The sequence below is a fragment of the Colwellia sp. C1TZA3 genome (assembly GCF_007954265.1).
Classification (GTDB): domain Bacteria; phylum Pseudomonadota; class Gammaproteobacteria; order Enterobacterales; family Alteromonadaceae; genus Cognaticolwellia.
On sequence record NZ_VOLS01000059.1, the window covers coordinates 1 to 19,761 of the forward strand.

15 protein-coding genes are annotated in these 19,761 nt (G+C 38.5%); 4 read left to right on the forward strand and 11 right to left on the reverse strand.

The genetic code is table 11. The features are described from left to right. Positions 1-244 precede the first annotated feature (244 nt). The 3 genes from phoR to ESZ39_RS14595 all read right to left on the reverse strand — a co-directional run bounded on the left by phoR (position 245) and on the right by ESZ39_RS14595 (position 3,399). Positions 245-1,537 (reverse strand): phosphate regulon sensor histidine kinase PhoR, encoded by a 1,293-nt coding sequence (gene phoR, locus ESZ39_RS14585; RefSeq protein WP_146880664.1) that lies wholly within the window; start codon positions 1,535-1,537, stop codon positions 245-247. A gap of 10 nt (positions 1,538-1,547) precedes the next feature. Next, the gene (gene phoB / locus ESZ39_RS14590; protein WP_146880665.1) at positions 1,548-2,249 is read right to left on the reverse strand and encodes a phosphate regulon transcriptional regulator PhoB; all 702 of its coding nucleotides are present in this window, start codon (positions 2,247-2,249) and stop codon (positions 1,548-1,550) included. Between the two features lie 223 nt (positions 2,250-2,472). Next, positions 2,473-3,399, reverse strand: coding sequence for a porin (locus tag ESZ39_RS14595; protein ID WP_146880666.1), 927 nt, complete (start codon positions 3,397-3,399; stop codon positions 2,473-2,475). Positions 3,400-3,729: 330 nt separating this feature from the next. Here ESZ39_RS14595 and ESZ39_RS14600 point away from each other — a divergent pair, with 330 nt between their 5' ends. Together ESZ39_RS14600 and rdgC are read left to right on the forward strand one after the other, a co-directional pair. Then, positions 3,730-5,490, forward strand: a complete 1,761-nt coding sequence (locus tag ESZ39_RS14600) for a sensor histidine kinase (protein WP_146880667.1) — start codon at positions 3,730-3,732, stop codon at positions 5,488-5,490. A gap of 114 nt (positions 5,491-5,604) precedes the next feature. Further along, entirely contained in the window at positions 5,605-6,525 is a 921-nt protein-coding gene (gene rdgC / locus ESZ39_RS14605; RefSeq protein WP_146880668.1) for a recombination-associated protein RdgC, read from the forward strand. Between the two features lie 482 nt (positions 6,526-7,007). Here rdgC and ESZ39_RS14610 read toward each other — a convergent pair whose 3' ends face one another. The 4 genes from ESZ39_RS14610 to rppH all read right to left on the reverse strand — a co-directional run bounded on the left by ESZ39_RS14610 (position 7,008) and on the right by rppH (position 11,841). Continuing rightward, the gene (locus ESZ39_RS14610; RefSeq protein ID WP_146880669.1) at positions 7,008-7,841 is read right to left on the reverse strand and encodes a thymidylate synthase; all 834 of its coding nucleotides are present in this window, start codon (positions 7,839-7,841) and stop codon (positions 7,008-7,010) included. 159 nt (positions 7,842-8,000) lie between these two features. Beyond that, entirely contained in the window at positions 8,001-8,795 is a 795-nt protein-coding gene (locus tag ESZ39_RS14615) for a sulfite exporter TauE/SafE family protein (RefSeq protein WP_146880670.1), read from the reverse strand. Positions 8,796-8,842: 47 nt separating this feature from the next. Further along, a complete protein-coding gene (ptsP, locus tag ESZ39_RS14620) occupies positions 8,843-11,122 on the reverse strand; it encodes a phosphoenolpyruvate--protein phosphotransferase (RefSeq protein WP_146880671.1) in 2,280 nt (759 codons plus the stop codon). Between the two features lie 212 nt (positions 11,123-11,334). Continuing rightward, a complete protein-coding gene (rppH, locus tag ESZ39_RS14625) occupies positions 11,335-11,841 on the reverse strand; it encodes an RNA pyrophosphohydrolase (protein ID WP_146880685.1) in 507 nt (168 codons plus the stop codon). Between the two features lie 371 nt (positions 11,842-12,212). Between rppH and mutH the strand changes: the two genes are divergently transcribed. Both mutH and ESZ39_RS14635 read left to right on the forward strand, forming a co-directional pair. Continuing rightward, positions 12,213-12,890 (forward strand): DNA mismatch repair endonuclease MutH, encoded by a 678-nt coding sequence (gene mutH, locus ESZ39_RS14630; RefSeq protein WP_223270405.1) that lies wholly within the window; start codon positions 12,213-12,215, stop codon positions 12,888-12,890. Positions 12,891-13,006: 116 nt separating this feature from the next. After that, positions 13,007-14,491, forward strand: coding sequence for a sensor domain-containing diguanylate cyclase (locus ESZ39_RS14635; protein WP_146880673.1), 1,485 nt, complete (start codon positions 13,007-13,009; stop codon positions 14,489-14,491). Between the two features lie 111 nt (positions 14,492-14,602). On the opposite strand, the gene ESZ39_RS14640 is transcribed toward ESZ39_RS14635, so the two are convergent. The 4 genes from ESZ39_RS14640 to ESZ39_RS14655 all read right to left on the reverse strand — a co-directional run bounded on the left by ESZ39_RS14640 (position 14,603) and on the right by ESZ39_RS14655 (position 19,710). Next, positions 14,603-15,493, reverse strand: a complete 891-nt coding sequence (locus ESZ39_RS14640; RefSeq protein ID WP_146880674.1) for a D-hexose-6-phosphate mutarotase — start codon at positions 15,491-15,493, stop codon at positions 14,603-14,605. A 1,004-nt stretch (positions 15,494-16,497) separates the two neighbouring features. Beyond that, complete coding sequence (locus ESZ39_RS14645; protein WP_146880675.1) at positions 16,498-17,757, reverse strand: amidohydrolase family protein; 1,260 nt, start codon at positions 17,755-17,757, stop codon at positions 16,498-16,500. A gap of 10 nt (positions 17,758-17,767) precedes the next feature. Further along, positions 17,768-19,150, reverse strand: coding sequence for an amidohydrolase (locus ESZ39_RS14650; RefSeq protein WP_146880676.1), 1,383 nt, complete (start codon positions 19,148-19,150; stop codon positions 17,768-17,770). Between the two features lie 254 nt (positions 19,151-19,404). Next, positions 19,405-19,710 (reverse strand): DUF1289 domain-containing protein, encoded by a 306-nt coding sequence (locus tag ESZ39_RS14655; protein WP_146880677.1) that lies wholly within the window; start codon positions 19,708-19,710, stop codon positions 19,405-19,407. Positions 19,711-19,761 lie beyond the last annotated feature (51 nt).

Sequence of the window (19,761 nt, forward strand, 5' to 3'; positions counted from 1 at the left end):
CCTGCTTACTTTTACATGTTTGGCAGCTTGAGTTCTGTCAGCTCCATCCTTAATGTGCAATAAAGCTAATAGGCGAATTCTCATTCTGCCATTGGTTTCTTGAGCAATAAGTGCCTTTAAATTAATAAGCTCCAATTTCTCAGATAATTGTTTTTTAGTAATATATTTCATAACTACCATTAGATCACAAATTTAATGTAATTGGTATTAGTCATCTGGGTAGACATATTAACAACCGCATTATTTATGCTACTTCAGGGCTGAAATAAATAATAAATTCGCTACCTTGATGCCACTCACTTTCAATTGAAAGCTCACCATGGTGATGGTTCAACACATGTTTAACTATCGCTAAACCAAGTCCAGAGCCACCGGTATTACGTGAGCGAGACTTATCAACACGGAAGAAGCGTTCAGTTAGACGATTAACATGCTCAGGTTTAATACCAGGGCCATTATCTTTAACACTAAAGCGGATTTTATTGCTGTCATTACGCAGTATTATATCAATGATGCCATTAGTCGGTGTATAGGCAATGGCATTAGAAATTAAATTCAAGCAGGCGCTTTTTAATTCATGTTCATTACCATTAATACTCATATTTGGCGCAATATCATGGTTAATACTATGGTTTTTATCTTGGTTTAGCCACTGCACTTCTTCAAGTATCGTTAAGACTAAATGTGACAAATTAACTTGTTGATGATTATCTGCGTCAACATTATTCTCGACTCGTGATAACACTAAAAGTTGTTCAACTAGCCTATCCATTCGTGATACTTGTGTTTCTATCGTAGTAAAGGCTTTTTTCCAATGCGGGTCCAGCGCCGTTTCACTGGCTTGTACCATTTCAACATAACCGCGTACTACTGTTAGCGGTGTTTTTAGCTCATGGGATACATTAGCAACAAAGTCACGGCGCATTTCCTCTAGCCGTTGTATTTTGCTGATATCACGCGCTAATAATAAAATTTGATCACTGCCGTAAGCCATTAACCGTAACTCAAGCTGTAACTCATTATTTATTGGTGAAATAATTAAACAAGGACTATGGTAATCGCCATCATCTAGGTATTTAGAAAATTCTGGAAATCGAATCAAATTATCGATACGTAGGCCAATATCATCGGGCCAGCGCACCCCTAAAAACTTCGACGCTTTTTTATTGCCCCATAAAATGATCAGTTCAGTTGATAGCACCAATGCTGCATCTGGCAAAGCTTCAGCACCATCACGAAACTTTCGAATACGTTCATTTAATTGCTTTTGTTTTAAACGCTGTTTGCGAATGCGGCGATAAAGACCATCGTAAATTCTACCCCAAATACCATTAGCTTGTGGTGGTGCTATTGATTTACCTTGCCACAACCACTTAATCAATTTAAATAAATGATTATAATGCCATGCAAGCAGGGATAACGAGACCATGCTAATAGCAAGAAATGTTTGACCAAACAAATAGCCAACAAAGCCACTAGCGATAATTACGCCAACAATACGCGTGAAAAGCGTTCTAGCTGAAATGCGAAAAAACATAAATTAGTAATTAACCTGAGGGTAGAATTTTGCCCGAAAAGCGGTAACCTGAACCCCGTACCGTCTGAATAAAGTCTTCATGACCATCACCAGAAATAGCTTTACGTAAACGTCGAATATGAACATCAACCGTTCTGTCTTCAACATAAACGTTTGTGCCCCATACATTGTCTAGTAATTGTTCTCGGCTATAAACCCGTTCGGTATGGGTTAGGAAAAAATGTAACAAACGAAACTCTGTTGGACCAAGGTCTAAATTTTTATTATTAATTGATACTCGATGCGCTACTGGATCTAACGTAATACCGTGAAAATCAATGGTCTCTTCTAACGCTGTTGGCGCGACCCGTCGAATAACCGCCTTAATGCGCGCAATTAATTCTTTCGGTGAGAAAGGTTTAGTGACATAGTCATCAATGCCGGCTTCAAAGCCTTTCACTTTATCATCTTCGTCTGCTCTAGCGGTTAACATAATAATGGGAATGGTACGGGTATACTCATTTTGTTTTAATGACTTGGCTAACTTTACACCCGTGCCGCCAGGTAGCATCCAATCCAGTAGAATCAAGTCAGGATAAGGCTCTTTAATTTTAGCTTGTGCTTGCTCTATGGTTTCAGCCTCGATGGCATTAAAACCATTTTGCTCTAAAACAAAAGTGATCATTTCTCTTATTGCTGTTTCGTCTTCAACAACCAAAATCTGTCTACTCATGTATCCTTCCTAATTGCCTAACCGCATTACGAACATTGTGATAAGTTATTGTGACAGTTTCATGACAACGATAGAATTATTACAATCAGGTTAATTTATTAACCACTTAACAAAATCAATCTAGTTAGTATTATTGTTATGATCAGTGATGCCAAACAATTAGGCAAGAAAAAAGCCGCATAAGGCGGCTTTATTATTAGTAGTATAGTTTCAATTATAACGATTAAAACTTATATTCGATGCCCGCCGCCAAGTAATCTTGGTCTGCGCCACTGTCCATATCAAAAGTTGTGTAAAAAGTGTATAGCTTAGTACTTTTAGCTAATGAATAATCCGCACCCACAGTGATGCCAGATTTATCATCACCCTCTTTAAAGTCAGCAGCTTGGTATTGACCTTTAAAGGTTATTTTATCGATTTTATATTTAGCCGAGACCATGAAACCGTCCATCTCAGCGCTACCGTCAATTTTTTCTTGGGTGTGCAGTATAGCGCCTAACACGACACCAGATACTTTACCCTGCAAAGTCGCACGAGTAATGTCATAACCTTTAACGTCTGAATCAACAGCGAACGAAGCAAATATTGTAGATTTTTTTAATTTTGCATCACCATAAAATACCGCAACAGAAACGCCATCTTCAGCGTCAACTGCATCTTCAGCGATATAAGTAACACCGACTTGAAAATTATTAAATTTAGGTGATTTATAAGAAAGCGTGTCCGCCATGCGGTTTTCACCTTTCCATAAACTTTTGATATCACCATTTAAATCACTAAACAAATCAACTTTACCTTGTGATTGCTTAAGCATAGTGTCATTTTTACCGAGTAAAACTTCACCAAAACCACCAGCTAAGCCAACATACTGATTACGATCAGTAATGCTATCACCTTTTGCACTATCACCATCTAAGTCAACCTGAAACTCTGCTTTATAGATAACGCTTAAGCCATCACCCAGATCATGGCTACCTTTAAGCCCAATACGTGAAGCATTACTTTTTACTTCGGTGAATGACCCTTCGCCTTCATCAGAAGATTGCAGTGAAAGGTTCGCTTTGCCGTAAACCTCAACATCAGCTGCGAATGCCGATAATGATAAAGAAGACAATAAAACAGCAGCGATTTTGTTGTAAGTATGTTTCATGTTAATACCTTTAAAAAATGAGTATGGCTAAAAATAATTGAGCTTATTTTGCCAAATCTTTATGACGGTTTTGTGACATCAAGGAAATTATTTTTCGCTATTGTACCAAGGAATACAATTTTTATTGATGGTTAATAACAACAACATCAGTCTTTTATAGTGCTTTTTAGCTGAATTAATGGTATTCCCTTTATAGAAGATGAATTATGCCGAAGTAATAGTGCTTATCTAAGGCTCAAATTATTAATTAAAAATAGCTGAATTTACAATAACTTTCACCCTAATTTAAAACAGCTAAAAACACGAAAGACTTAATAAAAGAAAACTTTAATGAAATCAACTAGCCTGTCACGAAAATTACTTACACGCGTATTATCGTTATATTTTGTCCTGACATTTATTGTCACTTGCGTGCAGATTGGTGCCGAGTACATCAATACCAAAAATCATATTGCCAATGAATTAGTCACCCTGGAGAAAACCTTCAGTGGCAGCTTAACTCGAGCGGTGTGGGAGCTAAATACCCAACAAGCGATATCTATTGCCGAAGGCTTAGTCGCTATCCCGATGATTAAAGGCATCACGGTTACCGATGAAAACAATCTCATTATCGCCCAGTTGGGTTTAACGCCTGACGAAGAAACTTTTGATGTTGAGTCAGTTAGCGATAATCCTGATAATCCTGATAATCTTGAGTATTTTAATATTAGCTCACAAAGAGAGGGGTTATTCGGTCATGGCTTTCCATTAATTTTTGAGTTTTCGGGTCGCACCACTAAAGTGGGCTCAGTGACTTTACTCTCCAGCAACGAGGTCATTTTTAACCGAATACAGGTAGGAATTTATTTTCTTATTGGCAATGCGATGGTTAAAACCGCAGCACTAGTATTGTTATTTACCTTAGCTTTTTCAAGCCTTTTGACCAACCCACTTAATGAGCTAACAGAGCAAATTAATCAATTTGATATCGATGACCCTGAAGCGTCTAAACTACATGTGATTAATTACGAAAACAACGAGTTAAACATTCTGCAAAATGCCTATAATAATTTAATTGATGAACTGGTGACCTATAAAGAGCAACTCGCTTCAGCGCAAGGCAACATTATATCCGCTAACAACAAACTTGATGAACAAAATATGATGCTTGAACAGGAGGTAGCCCGTAAAACATCATCATTGAGTACCTCAATGTTAAAAATGGAAATGCAGCAACGTGAATTATTAACGCAGCAAAAAAAACTACAAACTGAAAATACTCGCAGAAGCGCCACAGAAAAAACTTTGCTCGAAACAAATCACGAATTAAAAAGTTCTATTATTCAGTTAAACAAAGCGCAAGAGCGCTTACTTGACGCTGAAAAAATGGCGGTACTCGGTAGTATGTCAGCAGAAGTGACTCATGAAATTAACACGCCCATAGGCGTTAGCATAACCTCCACATCTTATCTAGCAGATTTACTCACTGCGCTTAAAACTGATATAAAAGACAATAAACTCTCGAAACGAGTACTTAATAACTTTACCGAAAATTCAGAACAAGGTCTTAATTTAGTATTAAACAACCTCCAACGTGCCTCAGAATTAGTCACCAGTTATAAACAAGTAGCGGTTGATCAAATAAGCGAAAAAATCCGTCAAGTCAATCTGGGCAAATATATTGATGAAATCATTCATTCATTGCACCCTAAATTAAAAAACACCAAGCACACCATTGAGGTAGACTGCCCTCAAGACGCTGAAGTTTATTGCTATGCTGGTGCTATTTCTCAAATATTTACCAATCTTATTATCAACTCAGTCATGCATGGTTTTAAGGATATAGAACGCGGTGTAATTACCATATTGGTACAACTCAACGGTGAACATGTGCATATAACATATAAAGATAATGGCCACGGTTTATCCGACGAACAATTAACACACCTCTTTGACCCATTTTATACTACCGCTGGCAATAGAGGCGGCACAGGCTTGGGGACTTATATCGTTAAAAACCTAGTAAACGACACCCTAAATGGTAGTGTGAGTGCAACCTCAGCCCTTAAACAAGGGCTAAGTTATGATATCAAGTTTGACAATATGCACTAAACGCTCCTTATCTAGTGATATTAATCTAAGGCGTGCGTGAGACAAATAAGTACGGTAATATAGCCATCGTTTTTCAATTATTCGCCCATTTTTATTGGGCCTAGGATTATCTTAATGTGGTTTAAAAACCTATACTTTTTTGCCTTTACCCGTCCTTTTGATTGTTCTGAAGAAGATTTAGAGAAACAGTTATCTGAGCATTTATTTACGCCCTGTGCTTCGACTGAACAATCGCACTTTGGTTGGGTAAATGCATTAGGCAAGCATGGCGACTCACCAGTTCACGCAGTAAACGGTAATTATTTATTGTGTGCACGTAAAGAAGAAAAAATTCTTCCCGCTCCTGTTGTTAAAGACATGATCGAACAAAAAGTAGCGCAACTAGAAGTAGAGCAATCACGCGGTGCCACTAAAAAAGAGAAAGAGCAGTTCAAAGAAGACATTATTTTTGAGTTACTGCCAAGAGCATTTTCTCGTTTTAGTGACACCCGTGCTTATATTAACGCGGTGCATAACATCATTGTTATCGATACCAGTAGTCGTGGTAAAGCCGAAGACTTTTTAGCCCTTTTGCGTAAATCACTTGGTACATTACCTGTGACAACTCCGTCACCAGAAAAAGCCCCTGATGAAGTCATGACCGAATGGTTAGTCGAAAGTAACTTAGGCGCTAACTTTCAGTTAGGTATGGAAGCAGAGTTTAATGCCCTAGGTGATGACGGCGCAGTGGTACGAGTTAAAAATCAAGACCTTACCAGCGAAGAAATTAAAGCACACTTAGATGCTGATAAATATGTCGTCAAAGTCGCACTAGAGTGGGACGAATCGTTGTCATTTATATTATGTGACGATTTAGCCGTCAAACGTCTTAAATTTTATGACGTTATTCAAGAGCAAAACGATGACATTGATGGTGATGACGTCGTCGCAAAACTCGATGCCGACTTTGCCTTAATGACCGGTGAATTAAACCGTTTTATAGATCACTTGTTAGCTGAGTTTTCACTTAAAGCTAGCGATTATTTAGAAGCATAGTTTACTGCTAAAAGTAGCTTGTTAAAAAGGCGCTAATCAGCGCCTTTTTTGTCACTTAAAATTAGCAATTAGATATTAGATATTAGATATTAAATATTAAAGTAGTGAAAATAAGCCTTAGCAAAAGTGCATAACACTTTTGCTGTAACATTCGCTCAATTATACCAATTTGATTAATTAAGTGATCACCTTTTTCATGAGAAAAAATGGATAAATACAAGGCATAAAATTTAGTCAGTAGTTATTCACCTTATAAATTTTATAACGCTGTAGTTATTCATTTTAACCATTAAAAATGAGCAGGTAATTAATCAACTTGGTATTATACCAATCAAACTAACTAAGTGATCTTTTTAAATGGTCTAAATATCCAATAACATCGTTGCTTTCAATCCCAATAGCCAGCTATTGCTCAATCAAGCGCCTTGTTCTTGAAAATTTACCCTCATTAAAATTTGCACCATTAATTAATTTGATTGGTATTATACCGAAATAGCGGCTTTAATATGTGGGTGAGCTTGGTAGTTTTGTAGTTCAAAATCTGCAAAAGTAAAATCAAAAATACTTTTTACTTCAGGATTGATCGACATCGTGGGTAATGGCAAAGGTTCGCGCGATAATTGCTCGTCGACTTGCTCAAGATGATTTAGGTATAAATGGGCGTCACCAAAAGTATGGACAAAGTCACCCAGTTCTAAATCACAAACTTGCGCGATCATCATAGTAAACAAGGCGTAACTAGCAATATTAAATGGCACACCAAGGAAGATGTCTGCACTTCTTTGGTATAGCTGACAGCTCAATCTGCCATTTAAAACATAAAACTGAAACAGCGTATGACATGGCGGTAAAGCTTGTTTACCCTGTGCGGCATTAGCAGCTGGACTTATCGAGGTATCAGGTAATAACGCAGGATTCCAAGCGGTAATGATATGGCGACGCGAATCAGGGTTATTTTTTAAATCATCAATTAATTGCGCTAATTGATCAATAGTTTCGCCATTCTGTGCTGGCCAATTACGCCATTGCACGCCATATACTGGACCAAGTTCACCTTCATCAGTGGCCCAAGCATCCCAAATTTTCACCCCATTTCTCTGTAAATAAGCGATATTCGACTCACCTTTGATAAACCACAATAATTCATGGATTATCGACTTAAGATGACATTTTTTCGTGGTTATTAACGGAAACCCTTTCGCAAGATCAAAACGCATTTGATGACCAAATATACTTTTAGTACCCGTACCAGTGCGATCAGATTTTTCAACCCCTTCGTCTCTAACATGGCGCATTAAATCAAGATATGCTTTCACTAGGTTTTCCTTTAACGTTATTAATTAGAACAAATCGTTTATGCCAAACACCGTAATGCTAAAGCGATAAACTTAACCATTGATTTCAGCATAGTCAGTTTATCAGTATTTGGCTTTTGTTGCGTGCAATCATTGGTAAAAATAAGCGACGCTAGCCGGTTAATACCACATCATTTTAATGGCGACTAACATCAAAAATAGTGCAAAACCTTTTTTCAAATAAGGTAAAGACAATTTAGTCCCCGCCTTTACGCCAAGTGGCGCAAATAATGATGAGGTTAATACAATACCTAATAAGGCGGGTAAATAAATATAACCGATACTCCATGGCGGCAAATCACTTTGCCCAAAGCCAATAATAACATAGCCCAAAGCACCAAATAACGCGACAATAATGCCGCTGGCTGTTGCCACACCAATGGCTTGGCGCATAGACAATGAGCAATACATTAAAATGGGCACTAATATTGCACCACCGGCAATACCCATTAAACTGGCTAACACACCGGTAAACAAGCCAATAAGTTGTGATAACCAATTGCTAGGTAGCCCTACACTGCGCTCAACTTTAATTGATAAAAACATATAAGCAGCTAAAACCAGTACCGCACTGGCGAATATAAGCGTTAAAGCTTTTAACGACAGCATGCCAGCAATAACCGCGCCGAGCATGGCACCAATGGCCACCGAGATGACCAACCGTTTCGCAATTGGCCAAGGAATATTGCCATTTTTATGATGAGCAAAAGCTGCAGAAGTAGAGGTAAATATAATCGAAGCCAGCGATGTGGCAAGTGCCATAGGAAAGGCAAGTTCGGCGCTTATGCCCAATAATGGTAATAAATACACCAATACTGGCACAATAATTAGCCCACCACCGATGCCGAGTAAGCCCGCAAAAAAACCCACCACAGCACCCAGTAAGGCACAGGCTAAAAATACACTAATAAACATCAAAATCACTTACTTTATAATGGCGAAATAACAGTCTTAAAAAATGCTTATTGTAATCTCGCATGCACAAAGTCTCCTAAACCTAAACTAACTAATTGCTCATGCATATAACTATGGACATCACTGGTATTGGTGAAGCTCAATACTCGCTCTAAAATTTGTTTTAGCTGGTGATAATTAACATGGCGAATAACCCATTTCACTTTTGCAAGACTATGAGCACTCATGCTCAAATTTTTGTAACCCATCGCGATTAATAACAGTGCGCCAGTCGGTTGATTGGCTAATTCACCACAGATACTTAATGGTACATCTCGCTGTTGACTTTTTTGCGCGATATAATCCAACGCACGTAAAACCGCAGGATGATAAAAATCATATAAACTTGCTACACGGCTATTATTACGATCAACCGCTAATAAGTATTGGGTTAAATCATTACTGCCAACAGAGAAAAAGTCGACTTTCTCAGCTAAGTCTTCCAACTGAAAAATAATACCCGGCACTTCAATCATCACGCCTACTTGTGGCCGGTCTAAAACATCATTTTCATCGCAAGATAATTCTGATGTAAGCTCATAATACGCTTGATTAATCAGCCTATTAGCTTCATCTACTTCAGTAATGCTAGAAATCATTGGCAACATAATGGCTAAGTTCCCAAGACCATGATTTGCCTTCATCATGGCTCGCACTTGCACTAAAAATATTTCGGGGTGATCTAAAGTAATGCGAATACCACGCCAACCTAAAAAAGGGTTAGCTTCAATAATGGGGAAATAAGGTAGTGATTTATCACCACCGACATCTAAAGTTCGCATGGTGACAGGCTTGTCTGCAAATGACGCTAAAACTTGCCGATATAACACGGTTTGCTCTGATTCAGACGGAAAACAGCTACGATTCATAAAGGGAATTTCAGTACGATACAAACCGACGCCGTCGGCACCAACATTTTGTGAATACTCAAATCCTGCTGATAAACCGGCATTAATCAACAAACTGACATTATGACCATCTTTTGTCGACGCCGGTAAATGTTCTTCCTCTTTCACTTGCGCGTATAGTTTATTTTCTGCCGCTACAATATGCCGATATTCATTTATCAGTGCATCACCAGGAGTAACATAAAGCTGGCAAGCGTAACCATCTAAAATAGCCTGTTTTTTATGCAGCTGACGAATGGCAAGATAATCAACGCCCATAATCGCTGGAATATTTAAAGCTTTCGCTAAAATAGCGGTATGAGAGTTATTTGAGCCAGTTATTGAAACAATGCCCAACAGCCCAAGATGCTGGTATTCAGCGAGCATAGCGGCACTCACATCTTCTGCAACGAGTATAAATTGCTCAGGTAATTGTTGATTGTGTTCCGCCAAGTTTTGAATGTTATTTAATAATCGATTACCTAAATCTTTAATGTCGTAGGCACGCTCTCGCAGATACTCATCATCTAAGCTTTCAAACTGCATAACATAGCTATCAACAACCAACTTCAACGCACTTTGTGCATTCCAAGCCGATTTAATTTTAACAATAACTTCAGCTTTAAAATTATCACTTTCGAGTAACTGTTTATAAACATCAAAAATATCGAGACTATTATCTGAGATTATAGCTTTTAATTTTTCACTCATTTGAGAAAACTCAGCCACGGTGCGACTTGCCGCATCATCAAAAATCATCAGCTGCTGCTCACTATCACTCACTTTGTTAAGCGCTATTTTCGATAAATCTGCTTTGGGATGCACCACAATCATTTCACCAATAGCCACTCCTGGTGAGCCGCCGATACCGGCAAGGTTTTTACCTAGACTTTGGTTACTATGAGATAATTCAATCATGCCTTGCGCTTCAACGCTGGCTAATGCGGTGGCAAGCTGTGCCGATAGCGTGACCAAAAATGCTTCTTCATTTTCGTTAAAAAAACGCGCCTGTTCTTGTTGCACGGTTAATATACCCAAGACTTTACGTTGATGAATAATCGGCGTACCTAAAAAAGCTTTAAAATGCTCTTCTTCGACTTCTGGCGCATGAATAAAATCAGGGTGTTGCTGAGCATTAGCAATATTAATTGGTTCTTCGCGTTGCCCAACTAAGCCAACAAGTCCTTCAGTAAAACCAATACAAGTTCGACCAAAAGCATCGGCGGCTAAGCCATTAGAGGCCATTAAAATAAAATGCTGCTTTTCATGATCAGCTAAATATACTGAGCAACACTGGGTAGAAAGTGCGTTTTTAACCTGGCTAACTAAGCGTAATAGCGCCTGATCAAGCTCTGAAGCCTGACTAAACTCTAGAACAATTCGTCGCAAAATAGTAAGCATTACCGTCCCTTTAGATAAGTTGTTTTTTGGTTTATTCAATGCTGCGGATCATACAAATCCGTATGATTAAAATGACCTATGCTAAGTCAGCCGCTATTAATGAAGTCCGTTATGTCATCCATGTTCATAAATAATTCAATAATTTTAAACTAAATAGCTCACCGAAGTGAGCTATTTTACAAGACATAATAATAATCTAGGTTGAACCATAATCAAGCACGACGTCGGCGACGCTCTTGACGATGACTAGGCATTGCCGCTAAAGCAAATTCTTTCATCACCTTGCGATAGACCTCGCGTTTAAATGACACAACTTGCCTAACTGGATACCAGTAAGAAACCCAACGCCAATCGTCAAACTCAGGATGATTTGAATGCAATAAATCAACCGCTGATTCTGGTGCCGTCAATTGCAGTAAAAACCATTTCTGCTTTTGACCAATACATACAGGTAAACTCTCGTGCCTAATTAACCTTTTTGGTAATTTATATCTTAACCAATTCTTAGTGATCGCTACAATTTTAACATGTTCAGGCTTTAAACCGACTTCTTCGTTTAATTCCCGGTACATAGTTTGTTCTGCAGATTCACCCTCATCAACGCCACCTTGTGGATATTGCCAAGAATGCTGACCAAAACGCCTTGCCCAAAATACTTGTCCCCTGTCATTGATTATTACTATACCGACGTTGGCTCGATAGCCTTCGGCATCTATCAAAGGAACTCCTGACAGCATTAAATAATGCTTTGATTCTTCCACATTATGTACTTTTGGGCAAACACTTATTAACACAAAGCACGACAATATGTCGCTATTAACCCTTGTTTGCTGATATACCCATTCTACTTCAAGGTGCGGTTTTAGTGTTAAGCTAAGAAATCATATCAAAGCGCAATACCATGATAATAACTATGCTCTTCAATCCATGCCTGGTACCTAACCCTTTCTCGACTTGCTAAAACCTGTTTTTTGAAACGGATCGGGTATAACCTTTGAAATGTTTAAAAGGTAACAAAAAATATTTGCCTTGCTCCAAGACACAAAGCTGAATGATAATAAACCAAATAACCTTGATTACAGAGCTCGCATTGAATAGCAAAAAAAGCCCTAAAAACGAAGCAGAGTTACTAACACGCGCACAAAATCTTGCCGGTATGTCACTAGGGGAAATTGCAAAATCTATTAAGGTTGTTGTGCCTACAGACCTTAAGCGTGATAAAGGTTGGATTGGCTTATTGCTAGAGCAAGTATTAGGCGCTAGTGCCGGTTCTAGGCCAGAGCCTGATTTTCCACATTTAGGCATTGAACTAAAATCTTTACCCATTAACTACCAAGGCAAGCCTTTAGAAACTACCTTTGTCTGCGTTGCCCCATTAACAGGTTTAGTCGGCGCCCAATGGCAAACAAGTCATATTCGTAATAAAATCGCGCGGGTGTTATGGGTACCTGTTATCTCTGAGCGTAGTATTGCAATCGCTGATCGTATTGTTGGTACCGCTTTTATTTGGTCACCTTCACCAGAAGAAGAGCATCTGCTAGCGCTCGACTGGCAAGAACTCACTGATATGATAGTGCTCGGGGATGTGGAAAATATTCACGGTAAGCATGGCCAAGTTTTACAATTACGGCCAAAAGCTGCCAATAGCCAAGCGAAAACCCAAGCATTTAATCGCCTTGGTGAACCCTTTATGACCTTACCTCGTGGTTTTTATTTAAAAACTAGCTTTACACAGGCGCTATTAAATAAGTACTTACGTATTAACTAGCTCTCAATTAATTATACATTAACCATAGGCTCAGCACTAAAACAATTGAAGTACTGGTTAAATCGTAAAATTCATAGCTAAAATTGACTAACCGCGTTATAAACAATAAAACATTAATGCTTGGTAATATTATCTCCCCAATAAAGTTCGGTAATAAATTTGATCGCTACATCGCTGTAATTTTTTTTGTTACAATCGCTACGGCTATTGTAACCTCTTATTTCACCTTAAAAGATGTTATTAATAATCACGATAAACAAGTGCAAAGTGCTATAACGCCACTATTTTCTTTAGTCACTAGTGAAATACTTCGGCCCTTAAATGTAGCAAACTTTATGGCGAACAATCATTTTATTATTGATTATGCCAGCCAAGAAAAAATAGAAAAAAGCTATATTATTTCTTACCTAGAAAAAATTTCCCAATCATATAGTATGGTCTCGTTTATTGCCCTGGAAAAACATAATCTGATGCTCGACTCTAATGGTCGAGAGTCGGTGTTAAATAGTAACGAAACTGAGTGGTACAGTCGTCTCAAAAATTTACCAGGTGAGCAATTTACTGATATCGGAAATTCTCAAGATCCACATTTATACTTTGATAATAAAATTCGCAATCGTGACGGTGAATTTATTGGTTTTACCGGTGTAGCTATTGACCTAAATTATTTTTCCAATAAATTTCAAGAATACAGCGATCGCTTTGGTTTTGAATTATACTTTGTTGATAGCAATAATATTGTCACCTTATCTTCCAATAAAATATTGAAATCAAAAAGCCATCATCGCCAAGAGTTTATGACGCGATTGAGTGATTTTCCTTGGCATCAGTCGCTGCTTAAAAATAATGCCACAGATAACAACCTAAGTTCAGAACTCATTTATACCACTAATGAGGGTTTGTTAATCTCTCAAATGCCGATAAAAGAGCTTAATTGGCGCATGTTTATTGTCTCACCACCTGCAAAACAACAAGGTGAGTATTGGGAAATATTTATTGGACGCTTTTTACTGTTTTTCATTGTCGCCATTATTTTTTATATGATGCTTTTATATAGTATAAATTATTTAAAATCGCGATTAATTAAGCAAGCAGAAACTGACCATTTAACCCAACTGCCAAACCGCCGCCATATTCATTGGCGCTTTAATCATATTGTTAAAACCAATACAAACCTTTGCCTAGTGTTAGCTGATATTGACAACTTCAAAAATATTAATGACACCTACGGACATTTAGTTGGCGATGATGTCTTGCGAATTATTGCTGAACAATTATCCCAAACCATACGAAAAGTTGACGTGGTAGGCCGCTGGGGCGGCGAAGAATTTATTATGCTGTTACCTGAAACGACCGCCAACCAGGCACATATTATTGTTGAGCGTATTAGAAAAAATATCGCCGCTATTGCTTTTCCTACCTCAACTACTGGCGGTAAGTTTAGCAGCACAATTAGCTTCGGTATTTGTGAATTACCCGTGAAAAATAAAACCATCGAAGATTATATTGAAAGTGCTGATAAAGCGTTATACCAAGCTAAAAGTAATGGGCGAAATAAAACTGTTATTTTTAACAAACCAACTAAAACTGTGGAAAAATAAACTTTAATAACAATAACTTACCTGATAAAAAGTCAAGTACAGTGGTTTAAAAGGCACTATTGAGACATCAGCTTGAGTTCATCACAACGCGATACGATAGGGGAGAAAAAGTTATCCTATCGCCTTTACTTTAATAGTTTGGCTGATACTGACACTACTTTGACTCGCTATTGCTTGCCAGTGAGTATTTGCGGCTTCTAAGCAAACAAATTCATTTTCACCGTGAACATGTAAATCAGCCATGGTTTTAGCATCTTTGCCCGGATTCCATAATACCCACTGCTGACAACCTTGGCTTGACACTTCAATCTCTCGTTGCCATTTATGGTCAACAATAACCATGCTATTGCTACTGTGATAAATACGATCAATTGGGCCAAAACAATTTTTTAACGCTAATTGTTGGCCATTGCTGCCGCTTAGCTTGTCATCATATGCTACATTATTTAACCTTGGAATTTGTGTTTCCTGCGCATTACCAACACAAAAATAACTATGCAATGCACCCGTATATTCTAGGGTTTGCTGAGATAAGTTGTTCATGGTTAAGGTCTGCATAAACGACTCATCAAACACCAGTGTTTGTCTTAATGCAAAAGCGGCCGGCCAGTGGGGCGAAATTTGCTCACCAGTGAGTGATAATGTTATTTCAACACCAGACATTAACAGTTTAATATCGGCGATTTGCCATTGGCTTTGCCTGGCAAAACCATGGTTACTGACCTTATTTAATTCACCATTAGGTAATTTTACCTCACCACCAAACCACGGCCAGCATAGCGGCACACCACCACGAATCGCTTTACCTGAATGATAGTGACTAGTATTACTTAACCAAAACACCGGTTGTTGGCCAGTAGGTTGCCAGCTCAGCACTTGACCACCGTATAAACTAACCGAGCCTTGACCCTTTTGATGAACGAAGCGCAGCGCTTGTAGGCCTTTTGCCAGATCATACAACTCAATACGACCAAATTTATTTTCTAACAATACTTCTAGCATTTGTTTATCTCTAAAGTTTATATGTCTATGGTTTACAAAGTTTTGTTTACACAGTTCTGCTTATACCAATCCCATTAAGTTATTGCTCACTTGTACTAGTTAAAATAGCTCAAGGCTGTGTTGCTCTCAATCCCAATAGCCAGCTATTGCTCAATCGAGCGCCTTACCTTGAGTTATTTTTCCTGCGCACAACAAGATCACAAACTTAATGGAACTGGTATTACATAGTTCTGCTTTACAAGCTTATGCAGCAGGTACAGGTTGTAGTGTAGCTAAAAATTTAGTCCATCAGCTTTTAAAAGTCAGCTATTAGCTTAAAGTTTTCAGCCGTCAATTTGAATAAAAATAGTTTTCATTTTGCTTATCTGTTTAACTTTTAATCATCACGTTATGTACGTGCCTTAGCCTATAACCTTAAAGCATAAATACTACCTTCAGGTAATAACCAGCTTTTAAAGTCCACTCACTGTATCGGGTGCATAAGCACAAGTGTTTGTCATAAAAATTGAGTAACAGACATTCTAGGCAATTAAAAAGTTGTATGAAAGCGTTAAAGTATTCCAGTTGACTTTCTATGGGTTATACCAATTTGATTAATTAAGTGATCACCTTTTTCATGAGGAAAAATGGATAAATACAAGGCATAAAATTTAGTCAGTAGTTATTCACCTTATAAATTTTATAACGCTGTAGTTATTCATTTTAACCCTTAAAAATGAGCAGGTAATTAATCAACTTGGTATTATACCAATCCCATTAAGTTATTGCTCACTTGTACTAGTTAAAATAGCTCAAGGCTGTGTTGCTCTCAATCCCAATAGCCAGCTATTGCTCAATCGAGCACCTTACCTTGAATTATTTTTCCTGCGCACAACAAGATCACAAACTTAATGGAACTGGTATTAGTTCACGAAGTCAGTTTGATGGCTCAATAGTAAAGCGTAAATTACGCAAAAAAAAAGCCACGTATTAACGTGGCTCTGACATATTACATTATATACAAATTACTTTATGTAAGCTTTTGGCATATCGCTTGGCGTTGTATAACGCTCACGCAAGGCATCTTGACGGCTTTGGGTCGAATATTCTTTACCATCAATCCACATCTGACTAACTTTTGTGCTGAGTTCGAATGGATCAGCGCTCCACAGCACTAAATCAGCGGTTTTACCAATAGCAATGGTGCCACTATCAAGATTAAAGGCCTTGGCAACATTAGCGGTTACCGACGCAAGTGCAACGTCACGTGATAAACCATTAGCAATAGCATTGCCAACATGAAAGCGTAATTGGTAAAGGTTATGCGTATCACCGTTTAAAGTTAAGGCCACGCTCACGCCAGCTTGAGTTAACTTAGCGGCGTTTTCAAGTGAGGCATGTAAAGAGTCAAAACTGCCCGGTAAGTTATCTAACGCTGCCATGACAACAGGCACGTTAGCCGCAGCAATTTTATCAGCAATTAATACCGCATCAGCTGCACCAACCAACACCAGATCTAGTGAAAATTGCTCTTTAATTTTTAATAAAGCTAAAAGATCGGTAGCACGATCGGCATAAGCAACTAAGGCTTTTTCACCTGCGAGTAAGGCATTAATTACTTGTGCTTCACGACTTGGCTCTTTTGCTTCTTTTTGATCTTTCGTATTTTTAGTTTTCTGCTTTGCTTTCGCTAATGCCTTAACAGCATCTTCAAGTTTAAATTGTAAATTTTGCAAGCTTAATGCCCGTGAACCTTTACTTTTAGCGCCTAAGTCAATCACAACACTATTGTTATTGCTTCGAACACTATCAAACTCTCCAGATAGGTCGGCAACAAAAGTTTGGCCTTTAAACATATCGTCACCGCCGCGAGGCGCAACAACATTACTGGTAATGCCGCCTTTACGACTATAAGGAATAACCGTAGAACGAGGGTTAAAGGCTAAGCTTGCATCAAAGGTGATATTAGCTTTTTTATCCTTAGCATCTCGGCTGCGTGAAACCGCACTAACTTCCACTAAGCCTAATTGATTCATTGAGCCAATTAAGCCTGGTGTCAAAATTTTTCCTGTCGCGTCAATAATGGTATCGGCGTTAATTGTCTCAGGGTTAATGGCAATTACTTTACCATTTTCAACTACTACCGTGGCATTCTCAAGTACACCTTGCTCTGTTACCGTGTGCACAGTGGCATGAGTAATCGCAAAGCTTTGTGCAAAACTTGCACTTGAACTCGCTAGTGCCAAAGCAATTAGCGATGATTTAAATAATGTTAACTGTTTCATTTTATTCACCTTATCTTTGACCTAACATGAAATCACTTTTCGCTTGGTATTTTTCATCAAAGCGGTCATATACTTTAGCACCATCAACAAATACCTGTTCAGCTTGTGCATAAACGCTAAATGGGTTTTGATTCCAAATCACTACATCAGCATTTTTACCCATTTCTAAACTCCCGGTTTTATCGGCTAAACCCAGAGATTGTGCTGCGTTCGCGGTGATCCACGTTATGGCTAATTCTGGCGCTATCTCAAAACCGTTTTCGTTGGCACGATACATAACCTTACCGGCTTCTTGGTTCAAACGTTGAATGGTATTAGCCGAGTCAGAATGTACTACTGCACAAGAGTTTTTTACCGCATCAACAATAGCTACATTTTCATGCACCATATCATAAGCTTCCATTTTAAAGCCCCACCAATCTGGCCACATTGCTGCACAGTTGCCATTTTCAGCCAACGTATCCGCTATTTTGTAGGCTTCAATAGCGTGATGGAAAGTACCTGATTGATAATTAAACTCTTTACCAAGATCGATCATCATCGCCATTTCTTCAGCTTTATAACAATGATTATGAATTAAAATATCGCCATCAAGTACACCTTTTAGGGTATCTAACTCGATATCACGCTTGGGGGCGGCAGGGTTTTTACCGGCAGCGTAATCAGCGTCATATTTCTCCCAAGCACGTTTATATTCAGTTGCTTGTGCCCAAGCCATGCGATAGCCTGCCATATTACCCATACGTGTAGAAGGTAATACTTTACGCGCACCGTAAACTCGCTTAGGGTTCTCACCACAAGCCATTTTTAAGCCGTAAGGTGCTTCTGGAAATTTCATCCCTTGCATAGTCTGACTAGGTACATTGCGCAATGTAACACCGCGACCACCAAATAAATTGGCTGAACCTGGTAAAATTTGTAAGGTAGTAATGCCACCAGCGCGCGCTTTTTGAAAACCAGGATCTTGTGGCCAAATACTGTGTTCAGCCCATACTTCAGAAGTATTAGGCGAACTCATTTCATTCCCGTCTGAATGCGACTCAACCGAGGGACTTGGATATACCCCTAAATGTGAATGTACATCAATAATACCGGGTGTTATCCATTTGCCATTAGCGTCAATTTCAACCGCGCCCTCGGCAGATAAGTTGTTACCAATTTTATTAATTTTACCGTCTATCATTAAGACATCAGCATTTTCCATACGGCTACCCGTACCCGTTAATACCGTCGCGTTTTTAATCAGCGTGGTTTGTAACGGTAATACTTTATAGGTGCTTGGGTATGGGTTTTTATTAATAACAACTTTTTCGTCTTGCTGTTCGCTTTGCAAACAACCGGTTAAGGCAACAGAAAGTGCTGCCATCACTAGCGATGGTAGAAATTTTTGCATAAATGTATCCTGTTTTGCTCCACGCACCATAGAAAAACATTATGTAATTCAGGCGAGTTTGTATGAGCTTATTATAATTCAGTGTCAGTTATTTAATGTAAAGTTTGAGATTAACTACAGCGCATTAACGCGATATTGATAACTACAATATTATGAATTGTCTTCGACAACAAGTCAGAGATATAGGGGGAATTGAGCAATTGCGTTGAACGGTCAACTATCTGCGATAAGTGGGTGTAGTGGGGGTTAAAAGCTTAAAGTTCAAAATCGCCAAAGTCTAAATCGCTGCTGTTATCTATCTTAGACTGGCTTGGAGGTTCAAATAGCGAGGGTTGTTTATCTTCCACAATCACGTCAACAACTTTAATTTTTGCTAGCTTGGCTTTACGAATTTTACGCTGCTGACAACGTTTTATAACTTTTTTACGCTGGTTAGTATCTGATGATAGCCAATTTAAGCGTTCGTCTCGTGTACGAAAACAACCCAAACATTGGCCTTTGTCATCAGACTGACAAAGGCCAATACAGGGGCTAACAACATCAAAAAATTCTAACTGCATCTAGTTATACTTTGTGTCATACCAATTAAATTAAATTTGGCTCTTGGGCTG